The organism is Acidaminococcus sp. HCP3S3_H5, from assembly GCF_052122235.1.
Taxonomy (GTDB): Bacteria; Bacillota; Negativicutes; order Acidaminococcales; family Acidaminococcaceae; genus Acidaminococcus.
In genome coordinates this window covers 216,826-231,391 of record NZ_JBQKCS010000002.1, presented here as the reverse complement: position 1 = coordinate 231,391, position 14,566 = coordinate 216,826, and the positions used below count along the sequence as shown (strand labels likewise).

The following is a 14,566-nucleotide window of genomic DNA, read 5'->3' as shown; positions in this document are numbered from 1 at the left end:
CCTTTGGAAGCCGGAGCGCCTGTCCGGCAGGATACTTTTATTATAGACAATGGGCTCTATACTGTAAAATCTTAATAGTATAATAGGGATATAGCAAAAATGATATAACAAAAGGAGGGACTGCCATGTTCCATGAAAAATACCTGCGGGATTTCCTGAAAGTCTGCGAAAACGGCAACATTACCGCTGCCGCCGCCCAGCTGGGCCTGTCCCAGCCTGCCCTCAGCCGGATCGTGAAAACGGTGGAAAAAGAAGCAGGGATGCCTCTCCTGGTCCGGGAAGCCAGCGGAGTCTACCTGACCCAGGCGGGTGAAATCTATGCCCGGATGGCCCAGGCCATGCTGGAAAACTACCAGAACGGTCTCCGGGAGATCCATGACCTGCGGGATTCCCAAAGCGGCCAGATCCGTCTGGGGCTGTCCCGGATCTCCAGTGAGACCCTGCTGCCGGTGATCCTGGAGCAGTTCCGCACCCTGTATCCCCAGGTGGAACTCCGATTGACGGAAACCCTGATCCGGCAGCTGAATCCCCTCCTCCGGCAGGGAAAACTGGACCTGGCCCTGACCTATTTCCCTGACGACCCGGAGTTGGAATACACCCGGCTGCTGACGGATACGGTGTATCTGGAGGCTCCTCCCGGCTTCAGCCGGCAGTTTTCCTGGACCCCGGGTACCGGCCATGTGCTGGAGGATGTGGGGCGGCTTCGGAACCAGCCCTTTATCCTGCTGAAACCGGGGCGGGGGCTCCGGTACAAGGCGGATCAGTTCTTCCGGGAGGGGAAGATCCAGCCCCGGATCATCCTGGAAACGGACAGCGTGGAACTGGCCCATCGGCTGGCCCTGGCCAACCACGGGTTTGCCCTGATCCCCCGGCTGGCTTTTCCCACCCTGGCCCGGACGGATCAGTCGGTGTTTTTCCAGGTGAAAGACCATCCTCTGGACCGGACACTGTACCTGGCCCGGCGGAAGGGGGCCTACATGACCCGGGCCATGGAAGCCCTCTGCGGCCTGATCCGGACCAGTGTAACAGAATCCCGTTCTATGGTACAATAAGGCAAGCGAACGGAGGTGTTTTCTATGAACAGAAAACAGATGGCTCTGCTGGTTGGACTTTCTCTGGCTTTGGGGCAGACGGCTTTTGCCGCCGACCATGTGGCCGTGGTGGAGAAAGACGGAAAGCAGGGCGTGATCGACCGGACAGGGAAGGAAATCCTGCCCCTGGTCTATAAAAAAATCGCAGTGGGGGATCCGAAAGAGGATCCGGCGATCCTGGTCCAGCTGAAGGGAAAATACGGCCTTTATGACCGGGAGGGAAAGCAGCTGCTGGCCCCCACCCTGAAGAAGATCACCGATATCAATGAAGGGATCATCGGCGGCGTGACGGAAAAGAAGTGGAATTTCTACACCCTCCAGGGAGCCAGGCTTCCCGGGGAATGGGAAGAGGCCCGGGCCTTCCAGGAAGGGCTGGCCCCGGTGAAAACCCAGGGCAAATGGGGCTTTGCGGACAAAACCGGGAAACTGGTGATCCCCGCCCAGTACAAGGAAGTCCGCAGCTTCAGCGAAGGGCTGGCCGCGGTGAAAAAAGACAGCCAGTGGTTCTATATCCGGAAGGACGGGAGCCTGCTGCCCAGCATGAGCGTGAAAAAGGCCGGGGACTTTCACCAGGGGGTGGCCGTGGTGGACGGAGGCTGGCTCATGGATACCCAGGGAAAGAAATACGCCAAACTGAAGCCTTATTCCTTCGTAGGGGACTTCCAGGACAATGGATTGGCGGAAGTGGGTGTCCGCCGGGCCAGCCACAGCTTCCTGGATTACATCTCCATCGGCTGGGGCTGGGGAGACGGCTGGGGCTGGGGCGGTCCCTACTGGGGCGTGGGCCCGGGCTGGGGCCCCTATTGGGGAGATTACGGCTACCACCATCATCACCATCATCACGGCTGGGGCGGCAGCATCGGTATCTCTCCGGGAGCCGTGATGCCCTCCAGTATGTACCGGGGCTATGTGAACAAACAAGGCCAGGAAGTGATTTCCCCCACCTACAGTTTTGTGTCCCCCTTCTACGGGAAACTGGCCCTCATCCGGGACGAGGGCCACTGGGGTATGGTGGATGCCAAAGGCCAGGTGGTGATCCCGGCAGCCTACGATGCCCTGCTGCCCTTCAGTGAGGGACTGGCCGCCTTCCAGTCGGACAAAAAATGGGGGTTCATCGACGAGACCAACAAAGTGGTGGTCCCCAACCGGTTCGACAGTGTCCAGAACTTCTTCCAGGACCGGACCACAGCAGTGGAAAAGGAAAAAGGCGGGATCATCGACAAAACCGGGAATCCGGTGGCCCCTTTCCGGTCCGAGCTCCGGGAACTGGGGCCTCTGACAGCGGACCGGGCGGCCTACAAGGACACCCAAAAGAAGAAATGGGGCTATGTGGATGAAAATGCAAAGGTCGTAATCTCTCCGCAATATGACAAGGCTGGAATTTTCGACTGATTTTTCAAATCGGCTACAAAAAGCTATTGACAGAAACGAAGTACAGTGGCATAATGTAAACCATACCATTTCAAACAAACACAGGTAATGAACGGGAGCGGAATCGCAGAAACTTCCAGAGAGCCGGCGGCGGGTGTGAGCCGGTAAGCTTCGAGGATTCCTCTCACCCGGGAGCCGCAGGGGGGAAAGACCAGTAGTCCCTGCCGTCCACAGTGCGTTAAACTGAATGAGACCCAACATAGGGTGGTACCGCGTCCATTCGCCCCTATCTGCTTTGCAGCAGGTAGGGGCTTTTTGTGCAAGAGAGGGGAATACGTATGGGAATGACAAGGACACAGAAAATCCTGGCCCGGCATGCCGGCCGTCCGGAGGTGGAAGAAGGGGAACTGCTGGTTTCCCAGGTTGACCTGACCCTGGCCAACGACATTACCGGGCCTCCGGCCATTGACGAATTCGACAAGATCGGCCGTCCGGTATTCAACAAGGACAAGATCGCATTGGTGCCGGACCATTTCTCTCCTCCCAAGGACATCAAATCCGCCACTTTGTGCAAGCATATGCGGGATTTTGCCCGGAAGCATAACATCACCAATTATTTCGAAGTGGGCCGGATGGGCATCGAACACGCCCTGGTGCCGGACAGCGGGCTGGTGGCTCCTGGGGAACTGGTGATCGGGGCTGATTCCCACACCTGCACCTACGGGGCTGTCAACGCCTTCTCCACCGGGGTAGGCCAGACGGACCTGGGGGCAGCCATGGCCAGCGGCCAGACCTGGTTCAAGGTTCCCAAGGCCATCAAAGTGGTGCTCGCCGGCAAAAAGCCGGACTACATTTCCGGCAAGGACGTGATCCTGACCCTGATCGGGATGATCGGGGTGGACGGTGCCCTGTACCAGTCCCTGGAATTCTTCGGAGAAGGAGTAGGGGAACTGGCCATGGCGGACCGGTTCACCATCTGCAACATGGCCATTGAAGCCGGTGCCAAAAACGGCATCTTCCCGGTGGATGACAAGACCCGGGCATACCTGAAGGAACGGGGAGTCACCCGGGAATGGGAACCGGTGGAAGCCGATGAGGATGCGGTCTACGACCGGACCATCACCATCGAACTGAACAAGCTGGTGCCGGTGGTGGCCTATCCCCATCTGCCGGAAAACACCCATCCCGCAGCAGAGGGCAAAGACATTGCCATCGACCAGGTGGTGATTGGATCCTGCACCAATGGACGGTATGAGGATCTGGTATCCGCCGCCCGGATCCTGAAGGGACGGAAAGTGGATCCCCGAGTCCGGTGCATCATCATCCCGGCTACCCAGGAAATCTACAAACGGGCCATGGACAACGGACTGCTGGATATCTTCATCGAAGCCGGTGCAGCGGTTTCCACGCCTACCTGCGGACCCTGTCTGGGAGGCTACATGGGCATCCTGGCTGCCGGGGAACGGTGCGTTTCCACCACCAACCGGAATTTCCGGGGCCGCATGGGCCATGTGGACAGCGAAGTCTACCTGGCCAGCCCGCTGACGGCTGCTGCCAGCGCCGTTACCGGTCACATCACTGATCCCAGGGAGGTACTGAAATGAGTAAAGTATGGCGTTACGGAGACCATGTGGACACGGATGTAATCATCCCCGCCCGCTACCTGAACATCTCCGATTTCAAGGAACTGAGTGAACATGCCATGGAAGACATCGACACCACCTTTGCCCCCAATGTAAAACCCGGGGACATTATGGTGGCCGGCCGGAACTTCGGCTGCGGGTCTTCCCGGGAACACGCCCCCATTGTGATCCAGCAGAAAGGGGTCGCCTGCATCATTGCGGAAAGCTTTGCCCGGATCTTCTACCGGAATGCCATCAACATCGGCCTGCCGGTGCTGGAAATCGGGGAAGAAGCCAAAAAGATCCAGGCCGGAGACCAGGTGGAAGTGGATTTTGACAAGGGAGAAATCCATGTGGTGAACAAGAACCTGACCATCAAGACCCATCCCCTGCCGGCCTTTGTCCGGAAAATCGCCGAAGCCGGCGGTCTCATCAATTATGTGAAAGGAGTCCATGCCTGATGAAAGTCACTGTATTGGCCGGGGACGGCATCGGCCCTGAAATCACCGATGCGGCTCTGGAAGTCCTGAAGAAAACGGCGGAAGTGTTCGGCCTGGACATTTCCTATGACCATAAACTCATGGGGGGCTGTGCCTATGACAAGTTCGGCACCCCTCTGCCGGAAGAAACCATCGCCAGCGCCAAGGCTGCTGACGGGGTCCTGCTGGGGGCCGTAGGGGGTCCCAAATGGGATCATATCGAAGACGTGACCAAACGGCCGGAGAAGGGTCTTTTGGGCATCCGGAAGGCCCTGGGACTCTACTGCAACCTGCGTCCGGTCCAGGTGCGGCCCTACATGGCCCATCTGTCTCCCCTGAAGACGGACCGGGCGGAAGGGGCCGATCTGGTTATCGTCCGGGAGCTCACCGGGGGCATCTATTTCGGGGAACACCGGGAAGCTGCCCTGGTGGACGGGGTGGAAACCGCCTCTGACGTGGAAAAATACACCCGTCCGGAAGTGGAACGGATCGCCGTGAAAGCCTTCGAGGCAGCCCGGCTGCGCCGGGGCAAGGTGACCAGCGTGGACAAGGCCAATGTGCTGGGGGCCTCCCGGATGTGGCGTAAAATCGTGGAAGAAATCCATGAGGTCAAGTATCCTGATGTGGAACTGAACCATTTTTATGTGGACAACTGCGCCATGCAGCTGGTGCTGAACCCGAAACAGTTCGACGTGATCCTTACCAACAACATTTTCGGGGATATCCTCAGCGACGAAGCCTCCACCATTGCCGGCAGCATCGGGCTCCTGCCTTCTGCCAGCCTGGGGGACGGCACCGGGCTCTATGAACCCATCCACGGCAGCGCCCCGGACATTGCCGGAAAGGACATTGCCAATCCCCTGGGGACCATCCTGTCTGCCGCCATGCTGCTGCGCTATTCCCTCCATCAGGAAGAAGCCGCCCGGGCCATCGAAAAGGCCGTGGACGAGGTGATGAAAGCCGGCTACCGGACTCCGGACCTGGCCGGAGAAGGACTCACCACCGTAGGCACGAAGAAAATGGGCCAACTGGTGGCGGAAGCGGTGAGAAAATAAGGGGTCTGCTGCCTGGGCAACAGACCGTCAGCTGTCAATGGTCAGCGGCCGAAGGAAAAAAGCTGCCTGGAAAGGCAGCTTTTTTTGATGAAGGAGATGAAAATTATGACCCAATGGGCGGACGGGAAAATACGGTATTTCTGGGCCAATCCCAACAATCCCTTGTATATCCGGTACCATGATGAGGAATGGGGCCGGCCGGTCCATGAAGACCGGAAACTGTTTGAGATGCTGCTTTTGGAAACCTTTCAGGCCGGCCTTTCCTGGGAGTGCGTACTGAACAAGCGGGAAGGGTTCCGGCAGGCCTTTGACGGCTTCGACCCGGAAATCATTGCCCGTTATACGGAAGCAAAAACAGAAGCTCTCCGGCAAAATCCCGCCATTATCCGGAACCGGCTGAAGATCCGGGCCGCCGTGACCAATGCTCAGGTGTTCCTGACCATCCAAAAGGAATGGGGGACCTTCGACCGGTACCTGTGGCACTGGACGGAAGGAAAGACCATCCGGGAAACGGGCCTTGCCCATTCCCCTCTGTCCGATGCCCTGTCCAAAGACCTGAAGAAGCGGGGTATGAAATTCGTGGGCACCACGGTGGTCTACTCCCTCCTCCAGGCCGTAGGAGTCATCTGGAGCCATGAGAAGGGGTGCTTTTTAGAGCAGCCGGAAGAACCGGCCGCGTCAACGGCCGCTGACCGCTGACCGCTGACAAAAAAGGAGTTCCGCAAAACGCGGAACTCCTTTTTCTTTACATCTTCTTCACCGGCACCAGCCCCCGTCCCAGGGAAATCTGCCCGGTCCGGGCGATTTCGATGATCTGGTAGTCTTCCAGGACTTCCAGCAGGGCGTCGATGTGGTCTTCCCGGCCGGTGAGCCGGAGCACCAGGGACTTTTTCTGCACGTCCACCACTTTGGCATGGAACAGGTCCGCCAGGTTGGTCAGCTCTTCCCGCGCCTGGGGGGTGGGGGCGCTGACTTTGATCATGGCCAGTTCGTAGCTCACAAAGGGAGCGTCGTCCAGGTTCACCACCTTGATCACATCGATAAGCTTGGCCAGCTGTTTGATGGCCTGGTCCAGCTCGTACCGGTCCTCCACGGACACCACGATGTTGATCCGGGTCACGTCCCGTTCTTCCGTATAGCCGGCGTTGATGAACTCGATATTGATGGCCCGGCGGCTGATCAGTCCGGCTACATGGGTCAGGACCCCGGGCTTGTTGTCGGCCAGGATGGCCAGATGCTGTCGAATCATGATTGTTCGCCTCCTGTTACCATTTCATCCAGTTTCTTCCCACCAGGGACCATGGGGTAGACATTTTCGTCCGGCGGGATGGTCACTTCCAGAAGGGCCGGGCCGTCCTGGGCAAAAAGTCTGTCCAGGGCTTCCGGCAGCTGGTCTTCCGTTTCCACTGTCCAGGCCGGTACGCCCATGGACTGGGCAATCCCTGCAATGGACGGATTGGCCGTCAGGTCGGATTCGGCAAAATGGCCCTGGTAGAACATGCCCTGCCACTGATGGACCATGCCCAGGGTGTTGTTCCGCAGGACGACGGTCTTTACGGCAATGCCGTATTTGTGGAGGGTGGCGAATTCCTGACAGTTCATCAGGATGCTCCCGTCTCCGGTAATGAGCACCACCGGGTTGTCCGGAGCCCCCAGCTTGGCTCCCAGGGCGGCGGGCAGACCGTAGCCCATGGTCCCCAGGCCTCCGGAAGTGATGAAGTGATGGGGCTGGGAAACCGGGTAGAACTGGGCGGCCCACATCTGGTGCTGGCCCACATCGGTGGCGGCAATGGAATCGGGACCGGCCTTTTGGGCCAGCTGTTCCAGCACTACCTGGGGAGAAAGCCCTCTGTCAGAGGAAGGACGGGTACCGGAAGGATGGCCGGCCTTCATTTCCTGGAGCTCCTGGCGCCAGGTGACGGTCTGGACCGCCGGAATGGGGGCGGCTTCCAATTTCTTCCAGAAGGCGGGCAGGGACCAGCGGAGATCCCCGTTCACACTGAGATCCGCGTGGACGATCTTGTTGATCTCCACCTGATCGATGTCGAAATGGACGATCCGGGCTTTGGGAGCGAAGTTGGCCACAGAGCCGGTGACCCGGTCGTCGAACCGGGCTCCCACTGTGAGCAGCAGGTCACACTGGGTGATGGCCATGTTGGCGGTCCAGGTGCCGTGCATACCGGCCATGCCCAGGTTTTCCTCCCAGGCATCGGGGATGGCTCCTTTGCCCATAAGGGTGTATACCACCGGCAGCTGGGCGGCTTGGACGATCTGCCGGAGGGTGTCCGCAGTGTCGGACAGGACCACTCCGCCGCCCACCATCAAAAGGGGACGGTGAGCCTTACGGAGAGCCTCCAGGGCCCGGTCCACTTCTTCTTCCCGGCCTTCCTGGAGGGGCTGATACCCCCGGAGGGAGACGGTTTCCGGATATTCGTAGTCAAAGGCCGTGTCGAACACATCCTTGGCCACGTCCACCAGCACCGGTCCCGGCCGGCCGCTCCGGGCGATGTAGAAGGCTTCCTTCAGCACCCGGGGCAGGTCCTGAACCTTTTTCACCAGGTAGTTGTGCTTGGTGATGGGGGTGGTGATGCCGGAGATGTCCGCTTCCTGGAAGGAATCCCGGCCGATGAGATGGGTGGCCACCTGGCCGCTGATCACCACCAGAGGGATGGAATCCATATTGGCGGTGGCAATGCCGGTGACCATGTTGCAGACTCCGGGACCGCTGGTGGCAAAGCAGACACCCACTTTCCCGGTGGCCCGGGCATAGCCGTCCGCTGCATGGACGGCCCCCTGTTCATGGCCGGTGAGGATATGGGGGAATTTCATCCGGTACAGAGCATCATACAGGCTCAGTACGGCCCCTCCAGGATAGCCGAAGACAACCTGGACCTGTTCTTTTCGCAAACTTTCGATGACGGCTTCTGCACCGGTGATTTTCATGGTTTCCCCTGCCTCCTTTAAAGCTGGAATGGTTGTGGATTACTCGTTTTTGTCGTTTTCATGGAGCCAGGGCATCATGCTGCGCAGTTTTTCCCCGACTTTTTCGATGGGATGTTCCGCATGCTGACGGCGCATGGCCAGGAAGTGAGCCCGGCCGCCGGCACGGTTTTCCAGCAGCCAGTCTTTGGCGAAGGTGCCGTCTTGGATATCCTTCAGAACCTGTTTCATGGCAGCTTTGGAATCCTGGGTCACCACTTTCGGGCCGGCGGTATAGTCCCCATATTCGGCGGTGTCGGAAATGGATTTCCGCATTTTGGCCATGCCGCCTTCGTACATCAGGTCCACGATCAGTTTCATTTCATGGAAGGTTTCAAAGTAGGCGATTTCAGGCTGATAGCCGGCTTCGCACAGGGTTTCGAATCCGTTGGTGATCAGCTGGCAGATGCCGCCGCACAGGACAGCCTGTTCCCCGAACAGGTCAGTTTCCGTTTCTTCTTGGAAGGTGGTCTGGATGACCCCGGCACGGGTGCCGCCGATGCCTCTGGCATAGGCCAGGGCCAGGTCGAAGCATTTGCCCGTGGCATCCTGTTCCACTGCGAATACATCAGGGACGCCGCCCCCTTCTACAAAAGTCCGGCGGACCAGATGGCCCGGACCTTTGGGAGCCACCATGAACACGTCCACATCAGCGGGAGGGACGATCTGCTTGAAATGGACGTTGAACCCATGGGCAAAAGCTAGGGCGCTGCCGCTTTTCAGGTTGGGAGCGATTTCGGCTTTGTACACATCGGCCTGCTTTTCATCAGGGATCAGGACCATGGTTACGTCAGCAGCGGCTACCGCTTCGGCTACGGTCTTCACTTCCAGGCCGGCAGCCCGGGCCACATCGGCGGATTTGCTGCCTTTGTACAGGCCCACCACCACGTTGACGCCGCTTTCCTTCAGGTTCAGGGCATGGGCATGGCCCTGGCTGCCGTAGCCGATGACGGCCACCGTCTTGTCCTTCAGTACGCTCCAGTTAACGTCCTTGTCATAAAATACTTTTGCCATGGGAAACATCTCCTTTGAAAATAGAAATAAAATGGGGATACACTGCAGGGGTCTTTCGTATAAAAAAATCCGTCCCTATGAAAATAGGGACGGAAAGTTTCCGCGATACCACCCTGGTTCTCCGGCCATTGCTGGCCTGGAGCGCTCTGCAACGTACAATCATACGCGTTCCGGTTAACGGGGGAAAGCCGTCCGTGCTTACTGTCTTTCAGCAGGCTCCTGGGGGAGGATTTTCCTTTGCCGGTTTCTGCTGGCTCTCACCATCTGTCAGCTCTCTGGGAGAAACGGGAGGCAAAGTACTCGTTCCCTTCATGGGATTTGCCTTGTTCACTTGGTTTGAAAAGGATGGTGTCAGTATACATTGCACAAGAACAGTTGTCAACATGATTTTTAAAAAAGTTTCAAAAGCACAAAACGAAAATAAAAAGTGTAAAGAATGTAATAGCCGTTTTTCTATTTCCGGAACCGGTAGCCCACGCCCCATACGGTTTCGATGTACTCCGGTTTGGTGGTGGAGGTTTCGATTTTTTCCCGAATCCGGTTCACGTGGACGGAAACCGTGGCCGTGTCCCCCAGGGAATCTTCTCCCCAGATCCGCTCGAACAGGGTCTCTTTGCTGAACACGATCCCCGGATGTTCCGCCAGGAACAGCAGCAGGGCGAATTCCTTGTTGGGCATGATCACTTCTTTCCCGTCCACATAGACCCGGTGGCCTTCCCGGTCGATGGTCAGGCCTCCCCGCTGGAGCACCGGGCTGGCGGCTTTCTGGCCGGTGAGCTGCCGGTACCGCTGGAGATGGGACTTTACCCGGGCCACCAGTTCTCCCGGGCTGAAGGGCTTCACGATATAGTCATCGGCGCCCAGGCCCAGGCCCCGGATCTTGTCCACATCTTCCTGCCGGGCGGACACCATAAGGATGGGGATGTTCCGCTTTTCCCGGATCTGCCGGCACACCTGGAACCCATCCAGCCCCGGCAGCATAATGTCCAGCAGCACCAGATCCACCTCTGGTTCCAGGGCTTTCTTTTCCCCGGAGGGGCCGTCCGGGGCGATTTCCACCTGATAGCCGTTGGCTTCCAGATAATCCCGTTCCAGTTCCGCTATATCCCTGTCATCTTCAACAATCAGGATCTTTTCCATTGTTCCCATTCTCCTCCAAAGAAAATTCCATGCATATTTTCAGGCCCCTGGGCTGATTGGCCTCCGCCCAGATCTTTCCCTTCATGGTTTCCACGATTTTCCGGACCACCGCCAGGCCCAGGCCGCTGCCGGCGGACACATGGCTCCGGGCCCGGTCCGTCCGGTAGAAGCTTTCAAAGATCCGGTCCAGCTGGTCTGGTGCCACCCCGGATCCGTTGTCCGCCAGTTCCAGCCGTACCCGGTTCTTTCCGTCAGAGAACAGGTGGAATTGGGCGGTGCCGGTTTTTTCCGTTTTGTATTTCCAGCTGTTGCTCAGCAGGTTGTCCAGCACCCGGGCAAACTGGTCCCGGTCCATTTTCACAGGGGCCCGGTCCAGGGTGCTTTCCAGAGTCACCTGGAGGCCGTTCTGTTCCCAGTGATCCTTTTGTTCCTCCACATAGTCCTTCAGACAGGCGCAAAGATCCACCGTTTCCCAATGGAAGGGAACCTGGTCCAGATCCAGTTTGGAAAACAGGAACAGGGTCTGGTTCAGTTTGGCCATGCTTTCGGTGGTTTCCAGGATTTTCTGGAGGTACCGCTGCTGTTTTTCCGGGGTGTCCGCGATCCCGTCCTGGAGCCCGGAGGCATAGCCCTGGATTTTGGTGAGAGGGGTGGCCAGGTCGTGGGCGATCCCTGCCAGCATTTCCTTCCGGCTCCGGTCATACTGCTCCCGTTTTTCCCGGGCATGGCGCAGTTCCAGCCGGGTGGTCTCAAAGGCCCGGAGGGTGTCTCCGATTTCATCCCGGCTGTCGGCTTTCACCGGGGTATCCAGGTCTCCCCGGCTCACCTGGGCGGCCACCCGGCGGAGTTTGTTCAAAGGCTTCAGCAGCTGGACGGCCATAAGCCGGCTGAGAGCCAGGCCTGCCAGGGCAGCGGTCAGCATCACCAGCAGGAAGGCTCCTACGAAGCTGCCCTTGAAAAGTTCCTTGGAGTGCATGGCGAACCGGTCGTCGGTTTCCACCAGCGGGTCAGCCCCCACCACATAGGTTTCCACGCCGGTCTGGAGGGAACGGTAGTAGAAGGCCACTCCTTTTTTCCCCCAGCTGATGCCACCCCGGCCTTCCGGTACCTGCTGGAGAGTGGCGGTGCGGATTTCCTCCGGCTGCTGCCCTTCCGTCACATAGAAGGGCTGGCCGTTCCGTTCCAGCAGTACCCGGAGCCCCTGGTCTTCCAGATGGTCACTGACCAGCAGCAGAGGTTTGGGTTTGTCCGGGTTGTAATGGTCTGACCGGACCCGGAGCCGGGTCAGTTCAAACTGGATGGACAGAGTGGGGCCGCTTTCCGGCCAGATGAAGGAAAGGACGCTGGCACGGTTCAGGTTTTCTATACCAAAGATCCAGAAAATCCCCACACTGAGCACCATGAAGCAGAGTACAGGGGTCAGGATCATCAGATAGTTGGCGGCCAGCAGCCGTTTCCGGATGGGAAGGTCTTTCCAGCGCATAGGTTCCACAGTCCCGCCCGGGAAAAGCGGGAGGCTCCTTTCTTTTTGACTGTCTTCATATTATAGCATTTTTCCCGGGGCCTCCGAATGGAAGGAAAGATTGTTTCGAAAGAGTTTATGGGCTGTTTCTTTCTTTACAATAAAAAAATAAAAAATGGGAGAATGCAACAAAAATACAAAAAATCATTGACAAGCGTACTCACGGGAGATAAAATAGCGACAATTCACAATTTCAAATCCCAATCCCATGAGGGGAAAGAGTAGTCCGGGGGAAGCTGACAGAGAGATGGCGGCAGGTGCGAGCCATCAGGGGAACCTGGAGGAAACTGGTCCCGGAGGAGACAGGCTGAAGCAGGGCAGTAGGCCTGGACGGTGTTCCCCGTTACCGGAAGCGCGTATGACTGTACGTGGCAAAGTGTCCCGGACCAGCAATGGACCGGGGAAACAGGGTGGTACCGCGGATTTTTCCGTCCCTTTGGAGGGACGGATTTTTTTATTTCTGCGGCCACCGTCAAATCGACTTTCCCCACCAGGGTTCCGATACCAGAACCCATTGAAAAGGATCAGGGCCACGATACCAGGGCCCAGTTGAAAAGGAAACAGCGTTGAAGGAGGACCTCTTATGGAAATGACCGGCGCAGAAGCCATCCTTGCATGTCTCAAAGCAGAACAGGTCCCGGTGGTTTTCGGCTACCCGGGAGGGGCCGTACTGGGCCTGTATGATGCCATTTACAAAACCAACTTTCCCCATATCCTCACCGGCCACGAACAGGGGGCCATCCACGCGGCGGACGGGTACGCCCGGGCCACCGGAAAGGTGGGGGTGTGCATTGCCACCAGCGGCCCCGGGGTCTGCAACATGGTGACGGGGATTGCCACCGCCAACATGGATTCCATTCCCCTGGTGATCATCAGCGGTCAGGTGGCCACCTCCCTGATCGGTCAGGACGCCTTCCAGGAGGCGGACACCGCAGGGATCACCACTCCCATCACCAAATACAACTATCTGGTCCGGAAGGTGGAGAACCTGCCCCAGGTGCTGAAAGAAGCCTTTTACATTGCCCGGACCGGCCGGCCGGGACCGGTGCTCATCGACATCGTCACCGACGTGTTCGATGCCAGACTGGATTTCCAGTATCCCCAGGAGGTCCATCTCCTGGGCTACCAGGGGAGTCTCCATCCCCGGCAGTCCGATGTCCGGCGGGCGGCGGAAGCCCTCTGCCGGGCCCACCGTCCGGTGATCATGGCCGGAGGCGGGGTGATCCTGTCTGGCACCGGAGGAGTGCTTACGGAACTGGCCCGAAAAACCGGGATCCCGGTGGTCACCACCCTGATGGGGAAAGGGGCCGTGCCCGATTCCCTCCCCCAGAACCTGGGGATGCTGGGGATGCACGGCAGCTACGCCGCCAATATGGCAGTATCCGGCTGTGACCTGCTGCTGGCTTTCGGGGTCCGGTTCGACGAACGGTCCACCGCCAAGGCCAGCCTGTTTGCCCCGGCGGCCCGGATCGTCCATTTCAATGTGGAACCGGGGGAAATCAACAAGATCATCCCGGTCCAGGTGGCGGTGCCCGGCGATCTCCAGGAATCCCTGCCCCTTTTTGCCAGTCTGGTGGAACCTCTGGCAGAAGCCGTTAAAGAGCAGACGGCTCCCTGGCGGGAACAGGGAGAAGAAATGAAACGGGAGGTCCCCTGCAGCGCCCATGGGTGCACCGGGGGGATTTCTCCGGAAACCGCCCTGAAACAGGCGGCGGCCCGGGCTCCCCAGGACACCCTTGTGGTCACCGACGTGGGCCAGCACCAGATGTGGGCGGCCCAGTTCTTCCCTACGGAACAGCCCCGGCATTTCCTTACGTCCGGAGGGCTGGGCACCATGGGGTTCGGCCTTCCTGCCGCCCTGGGAGCCAAAGTGGGGGAACCGGACAAAACCGTCCTCCTGATTACCGGGGACGGGAGCATTTTGATGAACTGTCAGGAATTCACCACCCTGCCCACCTACGGCATCCAGGTGAAGATCATCGTCCTGCGGAACGGCCAGCTGGGCATGGTGCGCCAGCTCCAGGGCCTGTTCCGGGGAGGCCGGTATTCCCAGACCAAACTGATCCGGAAGCCCTCCATGGCCAAAATCGCGGAAGCCATGGGGATCCCTTCCCGGAGCATTTCCCGGCCGGAAGAGCTGGCAGCAGGTCTGGAGTTCCTGTTTGGGTCGGAGGGATCCGCCCTGCTGGAAATCACCATTCCCGAGGATGAACGGGTCTATCCCATGGTCCCGGGCAGCAAAGGGCTGGATCAGATGATCCTGGGCCCGGAAGAGAAATAAGGAGGAAAACCC

The 14,566-nt window shown here is 58.6% G+C and carries 12 protein-coding genes and 2 other annotated features; of the genes, 7 read left to right on the top strand and 5 right to left on the bottom strand.

Annotated features, from left to right (window positions below; translation table 11 throughout):
- The first annotated feature begins 125 nt into the window (after positions 1-125).
- From ACTQY5_RS03510 to ACTQY5_RS03485, 6 genes are all read left to right on the top strand, one after another.
- A complete protein-coding gene (locus ACTQY5_RS03510) occupies positions 126-1,052 on the top strand; it encodes a LysR family transcriptional regulator (RefSeq protein ID WP_308664554.1) in 927 nt (308 codons plus the stop codon).
- A 24-nt stretch (positions 1,053-1,076) separates the two neighbouring features.
- Positions 1,077-2,483, top strand: a complete 1,407-nt coding sequence (locus tag ACTQY5_RS03505; protein ID WP_441368822.1) for a WG repeat-containing protein — start codon at positions 1,077-1,079, stop codon at positions 2,481-2,483.
- Between the two features lie 317 nt (positions 2,484-2,800).
- Positions 2,801-4,066, top strand: a complete 1,266-nt coding sequence (leuC, locus tag ACTQY5_RS03500) for a 3-isopropylmalate dehydratase large subunit (protein WP_441368821.1) — start codon at positions 2,801-2,803, stop codon at positions 4,064-4,066.
- Positions 4,063-4,545, top strand: coding sequence for a 3-isopropylmalate dehydratase small subunit (locus tag ACTQY5_RS03495; protein WP_022487949.1), 483 nt, complete (start codon positions 4,063-4,065; stop codon positions 4,543-4,545). Before leuC ends, ACTQY5_RS03495 begins: the two co-directional genes overlap by 4 nt.
- Positions 4,545-5,618, top strand: a complete 1,074-nt coding sequence (gene leuB, locus ACTQY5_RS03490) for a 3-isopropylmalate dehydrogenase (RefSeq protein WP_441368820.1) — start codon at positions 4,545-4,547, stop codon at positions 5,616-5,618. The genes ACTQY5_RS03495 and leuB overlap by 1 nt, the downstream gene beginning before the upstream one ends.
- A 105-nt stretch (positions 5,619-5,723) precedes the next feature.
- Complete coding sequence (locus tag ACTQY5_RS03485) at positions 5,724-6,317, top strand: DNA-3-methyladenine glycosylase I (protein WP_441368819.1); 594 nt, start codon at positions 5,724-5,726, stop codon at positions 6,315-6,317.
- Positions 6,318-6,363: 46 nt separating this feature from the next.
- On the opposite strand, the gene ilvN is transcribed toward ACTQY5_RS03485, so the two are convergent.
- The 5 genes from ilvN to ACTQY5_RS03460 all read right to left on the bottom strand — a co-directional run bounded on the left by ilvN (position 6,364) and on the right by ACTQY5_RS03460 (position 12,234).
- A complete protein-coding gene (gene ilvN, locus ACTQY5_RS03480; protein WP_154487499.1) occupies positions 6,364-6,867 on the bottom strand; it encodes an acetolactate synthase small subunit in 504 nt (167 codons plus the stop codon).
- Positions 6,864-8,561: a biosynthetic-type acetolactate synthase large subunit gene (gene ilvB / locus ACTQY5_RS03475; protein ID WP_154487501.1), complete on the bottom strand. Its 1,698-nt coding sequence runs from the start codon at positions 8,559-8,561 to the stop codon at positions 6,864-6,866. Before ilvB (ACTQY5_RS03475) ends, ilvN begins: the two co-directional genes overlap by 4 nt.
- Positions 8,562-8,600: 39 nt before the next feature.
- Complete coding sequence (ilvC, locus tag ACTQY5_RS03470; protein WP_022487954.1) at positions 8,601-9,611, bottom strand: ketol-acid reductoisomerase; 1,011 nt, start codon at positions 9,609-9,611, stop codon at positions 8,601-8,603.
- 82 nt (positions 9,612-9,693) lie between these two features.
- Positions 9,694-9,933 (bottom strand) — a binding site (T-box leader).
- Positions 9,934-10,064: 131 nt separating this feature from the next.
- The gene (locus ACTQY5_RS03465) at positions 10,065-10,751 is read right to left on the bottom strand and encodes a response regulator transcription factor (protein WP_022487955.1); all 687 of its coding nucleotides are present in this window, start codon (positions 10,749-10,751) and stop codon (positions 10,065-10,067) included.
- Positions 10,729-12,234, bottom strand: coding sequence for a sensor histidine kinase (locus tag ACTQY5_RS03460; protein ID WP_022487956.1), 1,506 nt, complete (start codon positions 12,232-12,234; stop codon positions 10,729-10,731). The genes ACTQY5_RS03465 and ACTQY5_RS03460 overlap by 23 nt, the downstream gene beginning before the upstream one ends.
- A gap of 238 nt (positions 12,235-12,472) precedes the next feature.
- Positions 12,473-12,712: a binding site (T-box leader), on the top strand.
- 144 nt (positions 12,713-12,856) lie between these two features.
- On the opposite strand from ACTQY5_RS03460, the gene ilvB (ACTQY5_RS03455) reads away from it, so the two are divergent.
- Positions 12,857-14,554, top strand: coding sequence for a biosynthetic-type acetolactate synthase large subunit (ilvB, locus tag ACTQY5_RS03455; protein ID WP_022487957.1), 1,698 nt, complete (start codon positions 12,857-12,859; stop codon positions 14,552-14,554).
- The last annotated feature ends 12 nt before the right edge of the window (positions 14,555-14,566 follow it).